The 18,069-nt window shown below is 59.6% G+C and carries 16 protein-coding genes and 1 pseudogene; 3 read left to right on the top strand and 14 right to left on the bottom strand.

Annotation, left to right across the window (positions count from 1 at the left end; translation table 11 throughout):
- Window positions 1-79 precede the first annotated feature (79 nt).
- From ACSQ8V_RS36815 to ACSQ8V_RS36850, 8 genes and pseudogenes are all read right to left on the bottom strand, one after another.
- Entirely contained in the window at window positions 80-907 is an 828-nt protein-coding gene (locus ACSQ8V_RS36815) for an AraC family transcriptional regulator (RefSeq protein WP_436185033.1), read from the bottom strand.
- Window positions 908-1,054: 147 nt separating this feature from the next.
- Window positions 1,055-1,474: a hypothetical protein gene (locus ACSQ8V_RS36820; RefSeq protein WP_218627224.1), complete on the bottom strand. Its 420-nt coding sequence runs from the start codon at window positions 1,472-1,474 to the stop codon at window positions 1,055-1,057.
- 385 nt (window positions 1,475-1,859) lie between these two features.
- Complete coding sequence (locus tag ACSQ8V_RS36825; protein WP_436209114.1) at window positions 1,860-2,147, bottom strand: DUF1330 domain-containing protein; 288 nt, start codon at window positions 2,145-2,147, stop codon at window positions 1,860-1,862.
- Between the two features lie 389 nt (window positions 2,148-2,536).
- Window positions 2,537-3,427 carry an NADPH-dependent oxidoreductase gene (locus ACSQ8V_RS36830; protein ID WP_213763633.1) on the bottom strand — a complete coding sequence of 297 codons (891 nt, stop codon included), beginning with the start codon at window positions 3,425-3,427 and terminating at the stop codon, window positions 2,537-2,539.
- Between the two features lie 197 nt (window positions 3,428-3,624).
- Window positions 3,625-4,500, bottom strand: coding sequence for a glutathione-dependent disulfide-bond oxidoreductase (gene yghU / locus ACSQ8V_RS36835; protein WP_436209115.1), 876 nt, complete (start codon window positions 4,498-4,500; stop codon window positions 3,625-3,627).
- A gap of 263 nt (window positions 4,501-4,763) precedes the next feature.
- Window positions 4,764-6,359, bottom strand: coding sequence for a cytochrome c oxidase subunit I (ctaD, locus tag ACSQ8V_RS36840; protein ID WP_436209116.1), 1,596 nt, complete (start codon window positions 6,357-6,359; stop codon window positions 4,764-4,766).
- Between the two features lie 92 nt (window positions 6,360-6,451).
- A pseudogene (locus ACSQ8V_RS36845) lies at window positions 6,452-6,694 on the bottom strand (hypothetical protein); the annotation flags it as partial.
- An 85-nt stretch (window positions 6,695-6,779) separates the two neighbouring features.
- On the bottom strand, window positions 6,780-8,021 hold the full coding sequence (locus ACSQ8V_RS36850) for a PLP-dependent aminotransferase family protein (protein ID WP_436185038.1): 1,242 nt from the start codon (window positions 8,019-8,021) through the stop codon (window positions 6,780-6,782).
- Between the two features lie 219 nt (window positions 8,022-8,240).
- On the opposite strand from ACSQ8V_RS36850, the gene ACSQ8V_RS36855 reads away from it, so the two are divergent.
- Window positions 8,241-9,668, top strand: a complete 1,428-nt coding sequence (locus ACSQ8V_RS36855) for a PLP-dependent aminotransferase family protein (RefSeq protein WP_436185039.1) — start codon at window positions 8,241-8,243, stop codon at window positions 9,666-9,668.
- A 51-nt stretch (window positions 9,669-9,719) separates the two neighbouring features.
- Here ACSQ8V_RS36855 and ACSQ8V_RS36860 read toward each other — a convergent pair whose 3' ends face one another.
- Window positions 9,720-9,908: a DUF2970 domain-containing protein gene (locus tag ACSQ8V_RS36860; protein ID WP_213763638.1), complete on the bottom strand. Its 189-nt coding sequence runs from the start codon at window positions 9,906-9,908 to the stop codon at window positions 9,720-9,722.
- Between the two features lie 356 nt (window positions 9,909-10,264).
- Between ACSQ8V_RS36860 and ACSQ8V_RS36865 the strand changes: the two genes are divergently transcribed.
- Both ACSQ8V_RS36865 and ACSQ8V_RS36870 read left to right on the top strand, forming a co-directional pair.
- Window positions 10,265-12,067 carry a nitrite/sulfite reductase gene (locus ACSQ8V_RS36865; RefSeq protein WP_436185040.1) on the top strand — a complete coding sequence of 601 codons (1,803 nt, stop codon included), beginning with the start codon at window positions 10,265-10,267 and terminating at the stop codon, window positions 12,065-12,067.
- Entirely contained in the window at window positions 12,064-12,474 is a 411-nt protein-coding gene (locus tag ACSQ8V_RS36870) for a DUF934 domain-containing protein (RefSeq protein ID WP_436185041.1), read from the top strand. Before ACSQ8V_RS36865 ends, ACSQ8V_RS36870 begins: the two co-directional genes overlap by 4 nt.
- A gap of 269 nt (window positions 12,475-12,743) precedes the next feature.
- Here the strand turns inward: ACSQ8V_RS36870 and ACSQ8V_RS36875 are convergent, their stop codons facing one another.
- The 5 genes from ACSQ8V_RS36875 to ACSQ8V_RS36895 all read right to left on the bottom strand — a co-directional run bounded on the left by ACSQ8V_RS36875 (window position 12,744) and on the right by ACSQ8V_RS36895 (window position 17,519).
- Window positions 12,744-13,691, bottom strand: a complete 948-nt coding sequence (locus ACSQ8V_RS36875; RefSeq protein ID WP_436185042.1) for a threonine ammonia-lyase — start codon at window positions 13,689-13,691, stop codon at window positions 12,744-12,746.
- A 33-nt stretch (window positions 13,692-13,724) separates the two neighbouring features.
- Window positions 13,725-14,711 (bottom strand): ornithine cyclodeaminase family protein, encoded by a 987-nt coding sequence (locus ACSQ8V_RS36880; RefSeq protein WP_436209117.1) that lies wholly within the window; start codon window positions 14,709-14,711, stop codon window positions 13,725-13,727.
- Window positions 14,712-14,897: 186 nt separating this feature from the next.
- Window positions 14,898-15,611 carry an ABC transporter permease gene (locus tag ACSQ8V_RS36885; protein ID WP_213763643.1) on the bottom strand — a complete coding sequence of 238 codons (714 nt, stop codon included), beginning with the start codon at window positions 15,609-15,611 and terminating at the stop codon, window positions 14,898-14,900.
- On the bottom strand, window positions 15,608-16,297 hold the full coding sequence (locus ACSQ8V_RS36890; RefSeq protein ID WP_436185045.1) for an ABC transporter permease: 690 nt from the start codon (window positions 16,295-16,297) through the stop codon (window positions 15,608-15,610). The genes ACSQ8V_RS36885 and ACSQ8V_RS36890 overlap by 4 nt, the downstream gene beginning before the upstream one ends.
- A gap of 106 nt (window positions 16,298-16,403) precedes the next feature.
- Window positions 16,404-17,519 (bottom strand): DUF2817 domain-containing protein, encoded by a 1,116-nt coding sequence (locus tag ACSQ8V_RS36895; RefSeq protein ID WP_436185046.1) that lies wholly within the window; start codon window positions 17,517-17,519, stop codon window positions 16,404-16,406.
- Window positions 17,520-18,069 lie beyond the last annotated feature (550 nt).

Genomic DNA, 18,069 nt, shown 5'->3' on the forward strand with positions numbered 1-18,069 from the left:
GCAATAAAGGGCCAATAAAGGGCCAATGCGTCGAGGATACGCATGCTCCTTGCGGCCGTATTGAACGATCGTGGGTGTTTTAGCCGCGCTGGACGCCACCGGCGACACGGAGCCAGCGCCCCGGCGTCAGTCCGAATGTGGTCGAGAAGTGTCGCGTCATGTGGCTCTGGTCCGCGAAACCCGCAGCCGCCGCGGCCTGAGCGAGCGAGGTGCCAGCGAGCAGCATGCGGCGCACCGCATCGAGGCGCCGCATCGTCAGATAACGGTAGGGGCTCGTGCCATAGAACGTGCGAAAGTCGTGCGAGAGGCTCCAGCGATCACGGCCCGTCGCCGCTTCGAGTTCGTCAAGCGTAACGACGCGCGCGCAGTTCGCGTGCAGATAGTCGCGTGCGCGCCGCGCCGCGAGGAAGTCGCCTTTCGAGCGTCGTACGGGCGTGCCGGCAACGGCGGCAAGCGCATGCGCCAGTTCGGCGAGCGCGTCGCTCTGTTCGAGCGGTTCGAGCGTATAACCCATGTGCAGCAGCAATCTCGCAGTGGCCACCGCAAGGCGCGGATCGGTCGTCACGCCACCCTCCAGGAACGGTAGCGCGCGTCCGCCGAGGACTTCCTGAAAGAGCGCCGGTTCAATGTAGATCATCCGGTACCGGAACCCTTCGTCGGTGCCCGCCTGACCGTCGTGAGCCTCATCGGGGTGCAGCACGATCGTGTTGCCGGGCAGGCTGTTTCGCTGGCTGCGCCGATAGCTGAAACTCTGGACGCCGGCGAGCGTGCGGCCAATCGCATAGGTATCGTGGCGATGCATGGCATACGCCTTGCCGTGAAACCACGCTTCGATGCGCTCGACACCTTCTATCGGCTCGGCACGCCGCACCCAGTCGGGACATGAGACGTGTGCTTGTCGGTTCATGATGTAAGGCCCTGGATGGCCTGAGGCTGCCTGAGGTGTCGCGCTGCGGCACGGGCGCTCAGGCGCGGTACGGTGCGCAGCCGCTACCCGAACTGGTTTAAGGTCGGACGCGCACAGCCCATACGCAGCAAGGGTCTGAGCGATGCCCTACTTGCTCAAACCTTCCATGAACTGGACGGTCTCATAGCCCTGCACGAGTTTTTCGAAGCCGCGCACGACATCTGCTTCCATCTCTATCACTCCCCTGTCACCCTGAAAATTTGAGCGAACGGCCGAATTGAACCGGTTGTTGAAGTAGTCGCTCACCTCTTTGATGCGTTCAGATGTTGCCGCATTGGTGTAGAGAACTGATTTCGGCGACGCAGCATCGTAGAACAGGTTGTGCTTCCACTTCGGGACAAACGTATCAGGTTTCGTCTCGGTGATAAGAAATGAACCCACCACCTGAAGCTTGCCCTTCATGCCTTTGGGGGTCACGAAAGTCCAAACTTTTCGAGGGAGCCGCTGCTTCAATTCTTCCAGCTTGTCACCCTCTGAACCCAATGTTCCTACGCGCCCTTCTTTCATATCCGACGCGTAGTTCTTCCAATAATAAAAAATATCCACAACTACCCTACCTGTAGGTTGACGAGAGCTATCTTTTCTTCAAGTTCACGCGAGTTCACGCGAGTCCACGCGCTCGCCCGAAGTAATCCAAGGCCAAGGCGCAGATATGTCCACACCTGGCCGATGCCGCCAATCGTCGCGTTTTGCGTACGCGCGACCGCCTCGTGCGTCGCGGTCGAGTTCCGTGAGGAGGCATTTTCAGCCGTAGGGAAAATACGGCATGGCCTGACCGTTCGCAAAGCTGCCTTTTTGCGTGCTTGCCCTTCGATCGTTCATCACAAATCTTCACGGCACACTAGCCTGGAGCATGCGGCGCAAAGACGGGCTCAATCGTCGCCGGGTTTCGTCATACGCCTTCGACGAGAACAGCGCGATAGCGCGCCCCCTTGAAGCGGTGCTGCGCGACGTGCTGATAAGCCGGACTGTCATACCACGCCCGGGCGGCCGCCGTGGACGGAAATTCCACGATCACGACGCCCTCCGGCGCGTCACCCTCGAGCACCTGCTGAGGTCCGTAGGCGGCAAGAATCTTGACCGAGTGACCTTTGAAGGTCTCCCCGACCTTGCTTTGATAGATGTCGAGTTCGCCCTGATCCTGCGTGCTTTCTCGTGTGAAGACAATATAAGTCGCCATGGCGTGCGCTCCTGCAGCGGTGAGAAGGTGCACACGATGATGCCACGAAACCGCAGGCGCATCCGGCACGCTGTCCGCGCAGGTGTCGGGTCATCACGTGAACGGAGAACCACCCGATCCTCGTACGCGAGCATTCGCGAGGCGATGGTACCCGTAAAATCAGGTTTTTGCAGGGCGATGTACCGCCCGGGAAAGTGTCCGAACCATCCCGGTATCGAAGCCAAATGCGAAGGCCAGCCATAACCTCGCCGCTGCGAAGGCGCCGCGATTATGAGTCAGCGGCTGGAGCGATCGAACCGCTCTACCGGTATCAGCAATGGCACCGGTCACAGAATTCCGAACTGCTCACGCTGCTGACTCGTACTGTCGTTCTCCTGGGTCTTTCCGATCTATTTCAGTCCGAACCCGAGCGTCCGCAAGGCGCTCACGAGCCGATCACGCCCGGATAGCGCCTCGGGACCCCGCATGCGGCTTGAGGCCTGCGCGGTCCAGTCCAGTTCAGGCAACTGCTGCAGGCGCTGGAACGCGTTCATCGATGCATCGTAGTCCGCCAACGCTTCAACGGATTCCTGCTGATAGCGCTCCAGATGCATGATCACGCGCTGAGGCAAGCGCGGCTTGATGTCCGTCTTGACCGCGGGGTCCGGATAGCCGATGGTCAGCCCGAACACCGCAAACGCTTCGGGCGGCAACCCCAATTCCGCTGCAACGTCCTCCGGCTTGTTGCGCATGCCCCCGATATAGCAGCAGCCCAGGCCCAGCGATTCGAGCGCCACGACCGCATTTTGCGCCGCGAAAGCCGCATCGGCCACCGCGACAAGGAAAGCTTCGAGATAGTCGAGACCACCAGCATTCGTCCCGCCAGCATCGGAGATGCGGCGCAGACGCGACAGGTCCGCGATAAACACCAGCAGCAGGGGCGCCGCCGCCACGTGCTTCTGATTGCCCGCGCAAACGGAAAGGCGCTGCTTGCGGGCGGCATCGCGTACGGCCACCACGCTCCACGCCTGCAGGTTCGACGAACTGGCCGCGGACTGTGCCGCCGCCAGGACCGTCTGAAGAACATCGGCCGGCAGCGGCTGGTCCGAATAGGCACGCACCGACCGGTGGCTCAGCAAGGTTTCGATCACATCGCTAACGGGCGTATCCGTCGCATTGGGCGTCGGCAACCACGAAGCGCCGTAGCGGTCGCGTAGCAGCGCATGCAGAGTTCCGGCGTCCGGTACGTCATCGCTCGTCGTAATGGGCTCAGTAATAGACTCAGTAATCGGCTCACTCATGTTCAGCCTTTCTCGTCAAAAGTTCGGTGGTGGGAACAATCACAGCAGGCGACGATATCACCATCGCGCCACCGCAGCAGACGCAGCGCGCAGGTCTGCCCTCTTATGAATCAGGCTCGCGCTTGCGGGAACCGCTGCTAACAGCCCTTGGCGCTCGTCAGCCCGACGGGACAACCCAATGCCACCACAAGGGGCGGCTATTTCTGCGCGGTCAGCTTGTCCTGCGTGTTGGTTTCGAAGTCGGCGGCGTCATGGCGCTCATGCAATTGACTTGAAAGCTCCCCAAATACGCGGTTAACCATGCGTCCACGCCGCGCGGCCGGGCGTTCCCCGATCGCATCCGCCCAGCGTTGAACATGCTTGTAGTCCTGCACCGCCAGAAACTCGGCCGCCCCGTAAAGCCAGCCCTTTGCCAAGCCACCATACCAGGGCCAGACGGCCATATCGGCAATCGTGTACTCACTGCCCGCCAGGTATTCGTTGACCGCGAGCTGCTTGTCGAGCACGTCGAGCTGACGCTTCGTTTCCATCGCGAACCGGTCGATCGCATATTCGATCTTCGTCGGAGCGTAGGCATAGAAATGGCCGAAGCCTCCGCCCAGATAGGGTGCGCTTCCCATCTGCCAGAACAGCCATGACAGGCACTCGGCACGCGCGCCGGACTCGGTCGGCAGAAAAGCCCCGAATTTTTCGGCAAGGTATAGCAGAATCGCGCCGGACTCGAAGACCCGGATCGGCTTCGGGCCGCTGCGATCCAGCAGCGCGGGAATTTTGGAATTCGGATTCACCGCCACGAAGCCGCTGCCGAACTGTTCACCCTCGCCGATCTTGATCAACCAGGCGTCGTACTCCGCGCCGCTGTGCCCGAGCGCCAACAGTTCCTCAAGCATCACCGTGACCTTCACGCCGTTCGGTGTTGCCAACGAGTAGAGCTGGAGAGGATGGCGGCCAACGGGCAGGTCCTTGTCGTGCGTCGGCCCCGCGATCGGGCGGTTGATGTTCGCGAAGCGGCCGCCGCTATCCTTGTTCCAGGTCCAAACCTTCGGCGGCACGTAATCGGACGAATTGCTCATGCTCAATGCTCCTAGCGTCATGGGGGATAGGTATCTCGATGCGAGATTAACAAATTGACGGGAGATGTGCCCGCCACGCCCTGCCGCCAGGGTGCATACAATCGCCAAAGGACCGATGAATTGCGCTCCCGGAACCCATCGGTCAACCGCTGGCCGATTTTGCTCATCGGCAGCATAACGAGTTCCAGGCATATCGATCTCGTTGGCGCTTGGGTCCTTACTGCGACAAAACCTCCTTTCCGCCCATGCGCCTTTTACCAGCGTTATTCAACGTGAGGAGGTGTTTCAAAGGAATGAAACGGCACGGGGCTTGGCAATGTCCACTCCAGACCTTCGGCACCATCCCACGGTTTCGCGTCGGCGCGTACCTGCCCCGTCCCTCGGTAGGTCGGCAACGCTACCCAGAACAGGAAGTAGACCTGCAAAAGACCGAAGCCGAATGCACCGATCGTCGCGATCTGGTTGAAGTCCGTGAACTGCGCGGGGTAGTCGGCATAGCGTCGCGGCATGCCGGCCAGTCCCAGGAAATGCATCGGAAAGAACGTGACGTTGAATAAGATCATCGATCCCCAGAAATGAATCTTCCCGCGCAGTTCGTTATACATGTAGCCGGTCCATTTCGGCACCCAGTAGTACCAGCCGGCAAAGATACTAAAGAGCGAACCCGCCACCATCACATAGTGAAAGTGCGCAATGATGTAGTAGGTGCCATGCAAGGCCACATTCAACGGCGCCATGGCGAGCGTCACACCGGTCAGTCCCCCTACGACAAACACAAAGATAAACCCCATCGCAAAGAGCATGGGCGTTTCGAAGGTGAGCGAACCGCGCCACATCGTTGCGATCCAGTTGAACACCTTCACGCCAGTCGGGACAGCGATCGTCATGGTTGCGTACATGAAGAACAGTTGGCCGGTCACGGGCATGCCGGTCACGAACATGTGATGCGCCCAGACCATGAAGGAGAGAATGCCGATGGATGATGTGGCATACACCATCGAGGCATAGCCGAACAAAGGCTTGCGGGAGAACGCCGGAATCACTTGAGACACCATCCCGAAACCCGGCAGGATCATGACGTAGACCTCGGGGTGACCGAAGAACCAGAAAATGTGCTGGTACAGGACCGGATCTCCGCCGCCCGCCGCGTTGAAAAACGACGTGCCGAAGTGCCGGTCAAACAGCAGCATGGTCACCGCGCCAGCCAGCACGGGCATGATTGCGATCAGCAAAAACGCGGTAATGAGCCATGTCCACGCGAACATCGGCATCTTCATCAAGGTCATGCCGGGCGCGCGCATGTTGAGGATCGTTACGATGATATTGATCGCACCCATGATCGAGGACGCGCCGGCCAGATGAATTGCGAAGATGGACAGGTCCATCCCGGGTCCCATCTGCGTGGAAAGCGGCGCATACATGGTCCATCCTGCGGCTGGTGCGCCGCCGGGTACCCAGAACGAGCCGATCAACAACACGCTGGACACAGGCAGAAGCCAGAAGCTCAAATTGTTCATCCGGGCAAACGCCATGTCGGATGCCCCGATCTGCAGCGGAATCATCCAGTTGGCAAGACCGACGAAAGCGGGCATGACCGCCCCGAAGATCATGATGAGCCCATGCTCGGTCGACAACTGGTTGAAGAACTCCGGCCGCATGATCTGGAGGCCGGGCTCGAATAATTCCGCGCGAATCATCAGCGCCATCACGCCGCCGATCATCAGGTTGATGATCGAGAGCAGGAGATATAGCGTGCCAATGTCCTTGTGATTGGTCGCGAATAACCATCGACGCCAACCGACGGGAATATCGTGAGCGTCGTGGTGTTCAACAACGATATCGGAGGTCATATCACTCATTTTTATTCATGATCCAGAGTTGGCGAAACAATCGGGAGTGCTTTGAAAATAGACGCTGAACCCGACTATTCGTGTTGATTTGAATGTTGGCGCTAGTGACCAAGCAACGCTGCACAAGCGGCGAGCGTATCGCTGCCGGAAAGACGGCGAGAGAGTTCCAGGGGAATGACAAGGGACAAGCGCAACGTCGCATTCATCCATCCGATCCGGTGCGCGAGCCACTTCTCCGGGAGAGGATTCGTGTCGGCTTTGAACGTGAGCGTTGGCCCTTCCCCTGTTGTCGACGCAACCACGATCGCGCTCGTGCCCGCGTCCACATGCAGATCGATGAGCCGTTCGAGTGCGGGAAATCGATTTTCTCATCGGCGGTCATCGGCGTGAGCAACGCCACGATTGATCCCCGCAACAATGACGAGTCTGTCATGGCAATTGCTCCGCCCGCGTCATCTGATTCGATGCCTCGACGCGCTCCCACCGGATACAGCGTGCGAGACGCCGGATACCCTCGCCAATCTGCTCGACCGATGCACTGGCAAACGACAACCGCAAACGCGTGCGCTCGGGATGCCCGGCGTAAAACGGTGCGCCGGGCACGTAAGCCACGCCGTGCTCATCGATCGCGTTGCGCAGCATCGCCGTTGTGTCCACGAACGGAAGATCGGCCCAATAGAACATGCCGCCCTCGGGATGCATCGCGTTGAATGGCGTACCGCTCAGTTCCGCCTTGATCGCGCGCTGCATCGCGCGGGCCTGATTTTCATAGAAGCGCCGCATGCGGCTGAGCGAAGGCTCGAGCGACCCCGCATTCAGGTAGTGGAAGGCAACAAGTTGCGACAGAGTCGAGGCGTGGGTGTCGCCCAGTTGCTTCGCGACGACCACATGGCGCAAGAGTTCCGCTGGCGCTGAGAGCCATGCGAGCCGAAGCCCGGGCGCAAGTATTTTCGAAAAGCTCGCCAGATGAATCACCCACTGGCGCTCTTCTTCATTGGCCAACGCAAATAGCGACGGCGGAGGTGGTTCGTGGAAATAGAGCTCCCCGTATGCATCGTCTTCGACAATGAAAAAACGGTGAGTCTTCGCCAGCGCCAGCACTTGCTTGCGGCGCCGTAAAGACATCACGTAGCCCGTCGGATTGGCAAAGTTCGGAATCAGATACAGCAACTTCGGCCGATGCCGCACGAGCATCGCTTCCAATTCGTCCACCCTCACCCCTTCGTGATCGGTCAGCACGGGCAGCACGTCAGCGCCTTGAAACTGGAAGGTTTGCAGCGCACCGAGATAGGTCGGTGCCTCGACCACTACCCGGTCGCCGGGATCAACCAGCACGCGTGTAATCAGATCGATCGCCTGTTGAGACCCCGTCGTAATGAGAAGATCCGATGCGTCGAGCTTCATGCCCTTCGTCTTCGCCCGCTGGGCGATCAATTCCCTGAGCGGCTCATGACCTTCGCTTTTGCCATACTGAAACGCAGTCGCAAGCGATGAGATGAGTGCACGCTCGGTGGCGCCGCGCAGCCCGTTCAGATCGAGTGCAGCCGGGCTTGGGAAACCGCCGGCGAGCGAAATGACATCGGGTCTGGACAACAGCGAAAACAACTCGCGAATAGCCGATGGTCGAACGCGACGGGTCGCACTCGCATACGATGAAGTTTCGATAGTCAATTCGAGCTAGCTTCCAAGAACCGCGTACAAAATGATTGGGACCGCGGACAATCAGCCACAATGGCATCACGCGACGACGCTTTCCTTCTGATACGAAGCATAAGAAAATGGCAGGCATTGCCATAGCAGCAGATGACGATTTTTTAACGAAGCAGTTGGGTGGTGCAGGGACAAACGTAGGAACAAGCGCAGGAACAAACGCAGGGACATTGAGAGCCGATGAACAGATACGAAATACTGGCCAACGCAATGGCGGCTGAAATTCGCTCGGGCAGCATCGCGGTCGGCTCGCGCATGCCCTCGCTGCGCCAGATCATCGCGCAACACGGCGTGAGTCAATCCACGGTGTTTCGTGCGTACTACCTGCTTGAAGAATGGGGCCTGGTGCGCGCGCAGGAACGCTCCGGTTATTACGTGGCCCCCGGCGCGAGTGTCACCGCCGCACGAACGCCTCGTACGGCGGCCCTTGCCGAATCGCGCAAGGTCGACATCAGTGACCTGGTGTTTTCCGTGCTGGACGCGGCAAAAACGCCGGGCATCGTGCCGCTGGGTTCCGCCTTCCCTTCCCCTCTTCTTTTCCCGCTACCGCGTCTTGCGAAGTCGCTCGCACAAGCCTCGCGGCTGCTCAGCCCGTGGAGCACCGTGGTCGATTTGCCACCGGGCAATGAACACCTGCGCCGCCAGATCGCCATGCGTTACATGGGCATGGGTATATCGCAGCCCATCGAGGAGATCGTCATTACCAACGGTGCGCTGGAGGCATTGAACCTGTGCCTGATGGCGGTCACCCGGCCTGGCGACGTGGTCGCCGTCGAGTCTCCCGGTTTCTACGCCGCACTTCAGGCTATTGAACGGCTGGACTTGCGGGCCGTCGAAATCCCGGTCGATCCGGTGACCGGCCTCGATCTCGACGCACTCGCCGACGCCTTGAAGAAACATCCAATCCGCGCGTGCTGGTTCATGACGAACTTTCAAAACCCGACCGGGGTGACGCTCTCGCTTGAGAAGAAAAAGGCCCTCGTCGAATTGCTCGCGCAGCACGAAGTACCGTTGATCGAAGACGACGTCTACGGCGAGTTGCACTTTCAGCCCGAGTATCCGTTGCCGGCATTGGCGTTCGATAAACACGGACTCGTGATGCACTGCAGTTCGTTTTCGAAGACGCTCGCGCCGGGGTACAGAATCGGGTGGACATCGGCAGGACGATTCACCGACAAAGTGCAGCGGCTGAAATTGATGACGACGCTGTCGGCCAGCATTCCGGTACAGGCCGGTATGGCCGACTATCTTCAGCATGGGGGCTACGACAAGCACCTTCGAAAATTGCGCGCAGCATTGAGCCAGCAACTCGGTGAAATGGATAACGCTATCCGGCGCTGGCTACCCCACGGGGTACGCCGCACGCATCCGAGCGGCGGATATTTTCTCTGGCTCGAACTTCCCGAAGCGATCGACGCAATGGAGCTGCATCGCCTTGCAATCGAACAAGGCATCAGCCTTGCCCCGGGCCCGATCTTTTCTGCCACGCACGCATTCGAGCATTATGTGCGGCTTAACTTTGGTCATCCGTGGAGTCCCAGGATCGACGACGCTATTCGCGTACTGGGCGAGTTACTTGCGCGGCCGTCGGTGCGTGCCAAATTGTGAGGCTGCTCTAGCCGGCGGAAACCAGAAGTGGTCTGTTGTGGTCAAAAAAACTCAGTGCGCCACGGCTGTCGCAAGCCGTGCGAGACAGAACAGAATCGCACCAAAACCCCCAGCCAATCCGATTGCGACCACCGGTAGCAATGGCAGTTTTATCGCCGCTATATCGGCTTGATGCGACGCGCCTTTGCGGACGCCAAAAAAACTCCACAGTACGATTCTCAGCATTCTCAGAAAAGTCATGACTCACCTCCCGCGGTTGATCAACGGCAAAACATTTTCATTGATTCCATCATAGAGGGGTCGAGGCGCGTGAAACAGCAGCAGTTGGGCGAAGTTTTACGGCAGCAGTCAAATTAAGCCGATCTTTGAAATTCATTCCCGACGCGATCTGCTGCCCTGTATCCGGCGCCATCTGCTTCTTGTACCGGGCGCGTGACTCCCTTACCTTGAGGCACGGCCCTGGGTCCGGGCGATTTACGTAAAGGCCGGCTCATGAGCACCCCTGTTGCTCCTCGCGCGCTGCCATTTAAAAGCACTGAAAACAACAACGCGGCCCCATCGGCTTCAATCGACAGGGTCGCAAGATCGTCCTGACAATGTACCAATACACCGAATTCGACAGAACCTTCGTGCGCGGTCGAGCTGCGCAATTCCGCGACCAGATCGAGCGGTGGCAGACCGGCAAGCTGAGTGAAGATGATTTCCGTCCCCTGCGCCTGCAGAACGGTTGGTATGTGCAGCGCCATGCGCCGATGTTGCGCGTGGCCGTGCCGTACGGCGAATTATCAAGCGTCCAGCTTCGCGTGCTCGCCCGGGTAGCCCGTGAGTACGATGAACCCGAAGCGGAGGTATATCGGCTCGCATCAGAGGCGCAACGAAAGCTCGGCACCGTTCGTCTGCCCACCCACTACGCTCATTTCACCACGCGCACGAATGTCCAGTTCAACTGGATCCCGCTGTCAAAGGCGGCCGACGTGATGGACCTCCTGGCAAGCGTGGACATGCACGGCATCCAGACCAGCGGCAATTGCATCCGCAATATCTCTTGCGATGAACGGGCAGGCGTTGCACCCGATGAGGTCGCCGATCCCCGGCCCTTTGCGGAAATCATGCGCCAATGGACGACGCTGCACCCTGAATTCGCATTCCTGCCGCGCAAGTTCAAGATCGCCATTACCGGCGCGATCGAAGACCGTGCTGCCACGGACTGGCACGACGTAGGCCTCCATTTACTCCGCAACGATGCAGGGGAATTGGGCTTTCGTATTTCTGTCGGAGGCGGGATGGGCCGCACGCCTGTCATTGGAACCGTGCTGCGTGAGTTCCTGCCGTGGAACCAGATCATGAATTACATCGAGGCGGTCGTGCGCGTCTACAACCGGTATGGCCGCCGCGACAACAAATACAAGGCACGCATCAAGATTCTGGTGAAGGCCGAGGGCCAGCGTTATATCGATGATGTGGAGGAGGAATTTCGCCAGATCGTGGAACACGATGGCGGTCCGCATACCATCCCGCAAAGCGAATTAGACCGCGTAAGCGCGTCCTTTCTCCCACCGACACTGCCGGAGCAGTTCGTGGAACGTGGGCATGCCACATCCGGGGACGTCATTGATACGCTAAAGGAAAAAGCCGCGCAGCACCCGCTGTTTGAACGCTGGCTGCAGCGTAACGTCGCCCTGCATAAAGACCCGTCGATGCGCATCGTCACGCTCTCGTTCAAGCGGCTCCTTCAGGCGCCAGGCGACGCCTCGGCCGATCAGCTCGAACTGGTAGCGGGACTCTGCGATCGCTTTTCCGCAGGCGAAGCGCGGGTCACGCATACGCAGAACCTCGTGCTCCCGTGGGTCCATGTCGACGACCTGTTCGCGCTTTGGGAAGCAGCACGCAACGCGGGACTGGCAAGCGCGAATGTGCATCTGCTCACCGACATGATCGCCTGTCCCGGGGGCGACTTTTGCGCCTTGGCGAACGCACGCTCAATCCCGGTCGCCGAAGCAATCACCGAGCGTTATCAGGATCTCGACGAACTCAATGACATCGGCCCAATCGATCTTCATATCAGTGGCTGCATCAACTCGTGCGGTCATCATCATAGCGGCCATATCGGCATTCTCGGCGTCGATAAGGACGGCAAGGAATGGTATCAGGTCACGCTCGGCGGATCGGACGGCTCAGCCACGAGCGGTGCCGCGCAACCGGGCAAAGTGATCGGGCCGTCTTTTTCAGCGCCGGAAGTGCCCGAAGTCATCGAGTCGGTCCTGACGACCTACCTGGCCATCAGGCAAAGCGCCGGCATAAGGCAAGAGCACTTCATCGAGACGGTAAGGCGCGTTGGACTCGATCCCTTCAAGGCGGCCGCAAACAATGTGCGCACGAGCGGGGAGCGAGTCGCATGACGGATACCGCGCACATCGGGCTTCTTACAACGCTAGAGCATTCGCTGGACTCAGGCCAACGGGTTGTATTGCTCGCCAATGACGAAGATCCCCTGACGTTGAAGGACCAGCTTGACGGGGTTGGTCGTATCGAACTGCACTTCCCTCACTTCACCGACGGGCGTGCTTATAGCCAGGCGTATCTGCTTCGCCGCCGGCTCGGTTTCAAAGGTGATGTGAGAGCGACCGGTGATGTCCTGATCGACCAGCTCATTCAGATGGAACGCACGGGGTTCTCCAGCGCGGTATTGAAAGAAGGCGTGGATCCCGCCGACGCCCAGCGTCAATTCGAGCGGTTCCCTGCGTTCTACCAAAGTGATGTCTTGAATGAAACGACGGCGCTTCGTCGTAATGCTCAGGAAAACTAAAGCAAGCGAGGCGGCGCGATCAAACTGCAGTCGCGTTTCCTGCGTGATGCGCGCGGGCCGACCGTTTGCACGGACACGCCCGGTTCCTGCGCAATCTTCGTATTGGATTGGCTCTCATGAGCCAATCACGCAATGCTCGCCCGCATCACGTCTCGCTGTGCGGCTGTCTTCCGTCCTGTCAGTCATGGCAGTTCTTGTCTTTCCCTGGAAGCCGAGATGTCTGAGCATTCTGGCCACGGCAAGAGCCGGCATCGAATTGCCGGAGGGTGTTAGAGCCATTGCTTGAGGAGCGCCAAATCGACATTGCCGCCGGAGACAATGCATACGATCGGCCCGGGCAGCGTTACCTTGCCGGCATGTGCGAGCAACCCGGCAACCGCGGCGGCGCCCGCCGGTTCCGGCATTAGCTTGCAGCGTTGCATCAGTAACTTCATCGCATCGATGATCTGATCGTCCTCCACTAGCACGACGTCAGTAAAGCGCCGGCGCACCAGCTCGAAACAGGCTACGCCGGCACTCGGAGCCGCGAGGCCATCGGCTATCGTGCGCACCGTCGGCAGTCGGACCGCGCTGTCAGTCTTCAGGCTTTCGTACATCGCCGGCGCGCCCGTGGGTTCGACACCAACGAGGGCCGCATTGTGCTCAAGCGCCAGCGCCGCCTTCGCGAGACCGCCCGCCATCCCCCCGCCACCAATGCCAACGAAGATCCCGGCAACATCTGGAACAGCTTCGAAAATCTCGCAGCCGAGGGACGCGTGCCCGGTCATCAGCACGTCGTCATCATAAGACGAGATATAGCTCAACCCGCGCGCAGCGGCGACGTCAAGACAATGCTGGGCAGCTTCCTGCGGGGTGCCGTGCAGGATAACCTCTGCTCCGTATTCCCTGGTTGCATGCACCTTGGTCGGATTCGCCATCGCGGCCATCACGACAACCGTCCGGATGCCGAGGATCGACCCGGCATAAGCCAACCCTTGCGCCGCGTTGCCGGCGGAAAACGTAATGACACCCGCGGCGCGCTGCTCGTCCGACAGCGACATGAGCGCCCACAGCATGCCGCGCGGCTTGTACGATCCGGTCTTCTGGAAGAGTTCGGCCTTGAGGTAGATGTCGCGTCCCGCTAGCCGGGAAAGGGCCTGGGAACGCCATAGCGGCGTCTGGTGTATGTACGGGGCAATGGCCGTCCTTGCCTTCATAATCTCGTCAATCGAAAGCATGAAATGGTTCTCCTTGGTTAAGGTCAAGTTGCATCAAAATTCCATGCGGGCGCCGAGATTTCGTCTCCCCGCTTCCAGATACAAATGCCGCGCGCAGATCAGGTCCTGAACCGGGATGCCGAGCGACTTGTAGAGGGTGATCTCGTGATCCGCAAGCCTGCCCGATTTTCGGCCCAGCAGAACCTCGCCAATCTCGCCGGCGATGTGCTCGTGCGTGACGCGGCCGTCCTCCTGCGCCGCCAGGAATTCCCCGCCTTGCAGAATCGTGGAAGGCTTGTAGTCGACGAAAAAACGCGACATCGCGACCGCGTCGCTATCGATTTCCCGAGCCGCCGCGACACTGGAACCGACCACGTTCAGATGCGCGCCCGGCGTGATCCACCGCCCTTCGAGAATGGGCTCGAGCGCGGCCGTCACCGTGCAGATCAGACTGGCGCCGTCTACTGCGGCCTTGACCGTGGAAACGACTTCGAACGATGCATCGACAAATTGCATTGCCTCATGCACGAACATCTCAGCCCGTTCACGCGAGCGACCCCAGACGCGTACCCGTCTGAGCGGCCTGACGATCGACATCGCCCGCAGATGCTGCAGCGCCTGCTCTCCGTAGCCGAGGATTGCAAGATCGTCCGCATCCGGCCGGGCCAGGAGACGAGTGGCAAGTCCACTCGCCGCCGCGGTACGGATCGCGGTCACTTCGCCCCCGTGCACGATCGCGACCGGCGCGCCGCTCTCGGTGTCGAACAGAAAAATCGCGCCCTGATGCGACTGCATCCCACGCGCTCCGTTCTCGGGATAGACAGCGGTCACTTTCGCCCCGAAGCAGTCCGGGTCCGATACGGCTCCCGGCATGAAGCCAAGGCAGCGCCCCCGGTCACCGGGCAGCGCAACGATCCAGCGCGGGGGCTGAATCGTCTGGCCCGCCGACGTCGCGCGCATCGCCTCCTCCATGAGGGCGATACAAGCGGACATCGGCAGCAGTTCTCGGACAAGTGCCCGGCCGATCACACACAACTCCATTTCGATATTCCTTCTCTCAAGAAAACAAGACCGCTTATTGGGAGACAAGACGAGCTTTCGAACCCGAGGACGATGCCGTGCTTAATCGTCCCTGCTTGAATCGGTCCGCCGCATACCGGAAAAATTCCAGCGTGCGTCCTGTCAAATGCTTCAATGCTCGCGGATCATGGGTGTCGGAATCATCGATCAACGACCCTGCGGCTTGAGGAAATACAGCAAGCGGCTTTCAAGTCTCCGGAACGCCCATACGAGCGCGAACGCAATGACCGCGTAGAGCAGCGCAGCAATGCCAAACGCCTGGAAAGGTTCATAGGTTGCGGAATTAACATCGCGCGCCACTTTCAGGATGTCCGGTATCGTCGCGGTGAAGGCGAGCGTGGTGGCGTGCAGCATCAGGATCACTTCATTGCCGTAGGCTGGCAACGCGCGCCGTAGCGCGGATGGCAGCACGATGCGCGAATAGAGCGTGAAGCGCGACATGCCGAAGGCTTTGGCTGCCTCCACTTCTCCATGTGCAGTGGCCTTGATCGCGCCGGCAAAAATGGCCGTGGTATAGGCGCATTCGTTGAGCATGAAGGCCAACAGCGTACAGTTCATCGCATCGCGGAAGAATGCGTTGAACAACACGTGCGAACGCACGGCCTGCAGGCTGTAGAGTCCGGTATAGCACAGCAGCAATTGCACATAGAGCGGCGTGCCCCGGAACACATAGGTGTAAAGCCGGACAGGCATCGAAACGAACTTGTTGCGCGACGTGCTGGCGACCGCGAGCGGCACCGCAAGGCAAAAGCTCAGAAAGATCGATGCGACGAGCAGCCAGAGCGTGACCACGAATCCCGAGAGCCGGTAACCATCGGTGTACAGATAATTTTTCCAATACTCGTGTACCAGTTCAATCACGGCGCCACTCTCCTCACGCCCGCCGAATAGTGCTTTTCCAGCCACACAAGGACGATGTTCGATACGGTCGTAATCGCGAGATAGATCGCACCCGCGGTTACCGCGAAGAAGAAAAAGTCCAGGGTATTCTTCGCGGCGTCCTGCGAAACCTTTACAACGTCGACCAGTCCGATGATGGAGACTAGCGCGGTGGCCTTCACTATCACTTGCCAGTTGTTGCCAATACCTGGCAGTGCGAAGCGAATCATCTGGGGAAACATCACGCGGCTGAATACCTGCCACGGCGACATGCCGCACGCATACCCCGCTTCGATCTGCCCCCGAGGAACCGACATGAAGGCGCCGCGAAACGTTTCAGTAAAGTACGCGCCGTAGATGAAGCCCAAGGTCATGACGCCGGAAACGAACGGATCGACACTGATCGATTCGATCCCCAGCGCGTCCGTCATCCGGTTCAGCTGTATCTGAATGCTGTAGAAAAGCAGCAGCATGAGCACAAGGTCGGGAACAGCGCGAATCAGCGTCGTGTAGGTCATGCCGGCGACGTTACAAGCGCGGTTGCGCGATAGCTTCGCTGCTGCCCCCAGCAATCCGAGAGCGAACGAAACTGCCAGCGCCAACAACGCGAGCGCAAGCGTTTCGTACGTTCCGGCGAGTAGCTGCGAACCATAACCTTCGAACAGCATGACCGTCTTCCTTCATTGTTTGTTGTTGCGTGCGCCCGATCCGCGCATCCCAAACTGAACCTCGGCTCGCGCCGCCCTCGACTGCATCGATTCACACCATCCGTCATCACGCGCCGGATTTCTCGCTCAATGCAGCGAGCGCGCGCTCCCACGTATTGCGGGTTCGTTGCCACGCAACGGCGCCCCAATCCGGGTCCGCCGGCACGAACGCCTCGAACAGTGAGCGGCTGATCTGTTTGCCGAGCGGGTCGCGAGGATCGCCATACAGATGCAGCCAGTGATCGTTGCGCAACGCCGTATGCACGCGTTCCTCGGGATAGGTGCCGCATTCGATCACGAGCTGCATCAGACGCGTATCTGGAAGCGCTTCGAGTAACGCTTGAGACGTGTAGCCGACCGCACGCGCGACCACGCCGGTCTGGTTCGTAGCCGCGTCAGGATCGGTGAACACTTCGTATAGCCACGGGCCGTACAGTGCCTCTGCGTCAGCCAGCGCCGGATAGCGCGACCTCGCGATCGCCAGTAGCATCGGATGGCCGAATGCGCCTGCGCCGGTATGCAGGTCGAATGCGATGGCCGCTTCGGCTGGCCGCAGAAAGCGTTCGACGATTTCACGCAGCGTCCGGTTCGACCACGCGGGTCTCTGACCACCGTAGTAGAGGCCGTCGGCGTGCGCGTACTGGCCCGCGCCGGCGATCGCCTGATACTCGGCCCATCCGAGTGACTGCAGATGAGCGGCGAGCAATTCGTCGCTACGGCGCCGCCCGGGGCCGTCGAAGTCGCGGCACGTATAGACTTCATGGATCGTTTCGTACCGCGAATTACGGGGCAACGGGTTGTCGAAGTCCAGGTAATTGCGATTCAGGTCGATGTTGTCCTCGTTGACACGCCTCACCCAGGCCGTGCCCCACGGGTTGATCAAGTGAATCATCAGCACGGCGACGTCTTCCGGAAGCTCGCGCGTCGCTAGCTCATGCAGCCACTCTGTCTGGCAGACAGAGCCGTAATACCCCTCGACCCCGTGGGTGCCCGAAATCGTCACCAAGACACGGCGCGCGGTTGGCGCACCCAGCCACGCGACATCCGTCGCCAATGTCTCGTCAGCCGGCCCCTTGAGGGGATGGACATACGAAGTCAGCGTCGCACCCGCTGCATTCGCCGCTTCCAGAAACTGCATTCGCTGCGCTTCGAAACGCGCTTGAACAGGAAATCCGTGCCTCATGTGCTCCTCTTGTCGAGATAAATAACCTTCAATACCGTGGATCGACTCCTTACGTCCCGTGTCCGTTGCGCTTGCGGCCATACCGGCCGGCGGCGGCTCAAGGAGTCGTCATTCGTGTGGCAAACCCGGTTGGCACCCAGAAGTCGGGCAGCGATGCTACAGGGCAATCCATCGCACCTGTTTGAGCGACTCGCGTGGAATTGCGTGGCGCATGCAGCGTTCGTCAGCGCCGAATGCTTAGACCGAGGCGCGTTCGCCAAGACCGCCAAATGCTCGCCGGCAACCTTCCGGCTCCCTTCTTGCAGAGCCAGCGATCGATCGACATTGTGTCTTTGCGAGCCGCATGCGTAGACCTACGTCGCCTTATGTAGCCTTATCTCTTGCCATGCGGAAAAGCCCAACCGGATGATCGAAAATAGCTACCTGTAACCCGTGCGGCATCACATATGCTGCCAGCAAAAAAAGAGGTCAAGCCGGAGCATTCATCAAGAACAACGACTTGCCCCATCTTTGTTTTTGGCTTATTTAACAGCAGTACATGCAATGTTTT

The organism is Caballeronia sp. LjRoot31, assembly GCF_964253885.1.
Taxonomy (GTDB): domain Bacteria; phylum Pseudomonadota; class Gammaproteobacteria; order Burkholderiales; family Burkholderiaceae; genus Caballeronia.

Excerpts from the sequence above, each read along its gene's own strand:
- ACSQ8V_RS36815 (WP_436185033.1), bottom strand. The coding sequence starts at position 907 with ATGAACCGACAAGCACACGTCTCATGTCCCGACTGGGTGCGGCGTGCC.
- ACSQ8V_RS36820 (WP_218627224.1), bottom strand. The coding sequence starts at position 1,474 with ATGAAAGAAGGGCGCGTAGGAACATTGGGTTCAGAGGGTGACAAGCTG.
- ACSQ8V_RS36825 (WP_436209114.1), bottom strand. The coding sequence starts at position 2,147 with ATGGCGACTTATATTGTCTTCACACGAGAAAGCACGCAGGATCAGGGC.
- ACSQ8V_RS36830 (WP_213763633.1), bottom strand. The coding sequence starts at position 3,427 with ATGAGTGAGCCGATTACTGAGTCTATTACTGAGCCCATTACGACGAGC.
- yghU (WP_436209115.1), bottom strand. The coding sequence starts at position 4,500 with ATGAGCAATTCGTCCGATTACGTGCCGCCGAAGGTTTGGACCTGGAAC.
- ctaD (WP_436209116.1), bottom strand. The coding sequence starts at position 6,359 with ATGAGTGATATGACCTCCGATATCGTTGTTGAACACCACGACGCTCAC.
- ACSQ8V_RS36855 (WP_436185039.1), top strand. The coding sequence starts at position 8,241 with ATGAACAGATACGAAATACTGGCCAACGCAATGGCGGCTGAAATTCGC.
- ACSQ8V_RS36860 (WP_213763638.1), bottom strand. The coding sequence starts at position 9,908 with ATGACTTTTCTGAGAATGCTGAGAATCGTACTGTGGAGTTTTTTTGGC.
- ACSQ8V_RS36865 (WP_436185040.1), top strand. The coding sequence starts at position 10,265 with ATGTACCAATACACCGAATTCGACAGAACCTTCGTGCGCGGTCGAGCT.
- ACSQ8V_RS36870 (WP_436185041.1), top strand. The coding sequence starts at position 12,064 with ATGACGGATACCGCGCACATCGGGCTTCTTACAACGCTAGAGCATTCG.
- ACSQ8V_RS36875 (WP_436185042.1), bottom strand. The coding sequence starts at position 13,691 with ATGCTTTCGATTGACGAGATTATGAAGGCAAGGACGGCCATTGCCCCG.
- ACSQ8V_RS36880 (WP_436209117.1), bottom strand. The coding sequence starts at position 14,711 with ATGGAGTTGTGTGTGATCGGCCGGGCACTTGTCCGAGAACTGCTGCCG.
- ACSQ8V_RS36890 (WP_436185045.1), bottom strand. The coding sequence starts at position 16,297 with ATGCTGTTCGAAGGTTATGGTTCGCAGCTACTCGCCGGAACGTACGAA.
- ACSQ8V_RS36895 (WP_436185046.1), bottom strand. The coding sequence starts at position 17,519 with ATGAGGCACGGATTTCCTGTTCAAGCGCGTTTCGAAGCGCAGCGAATG.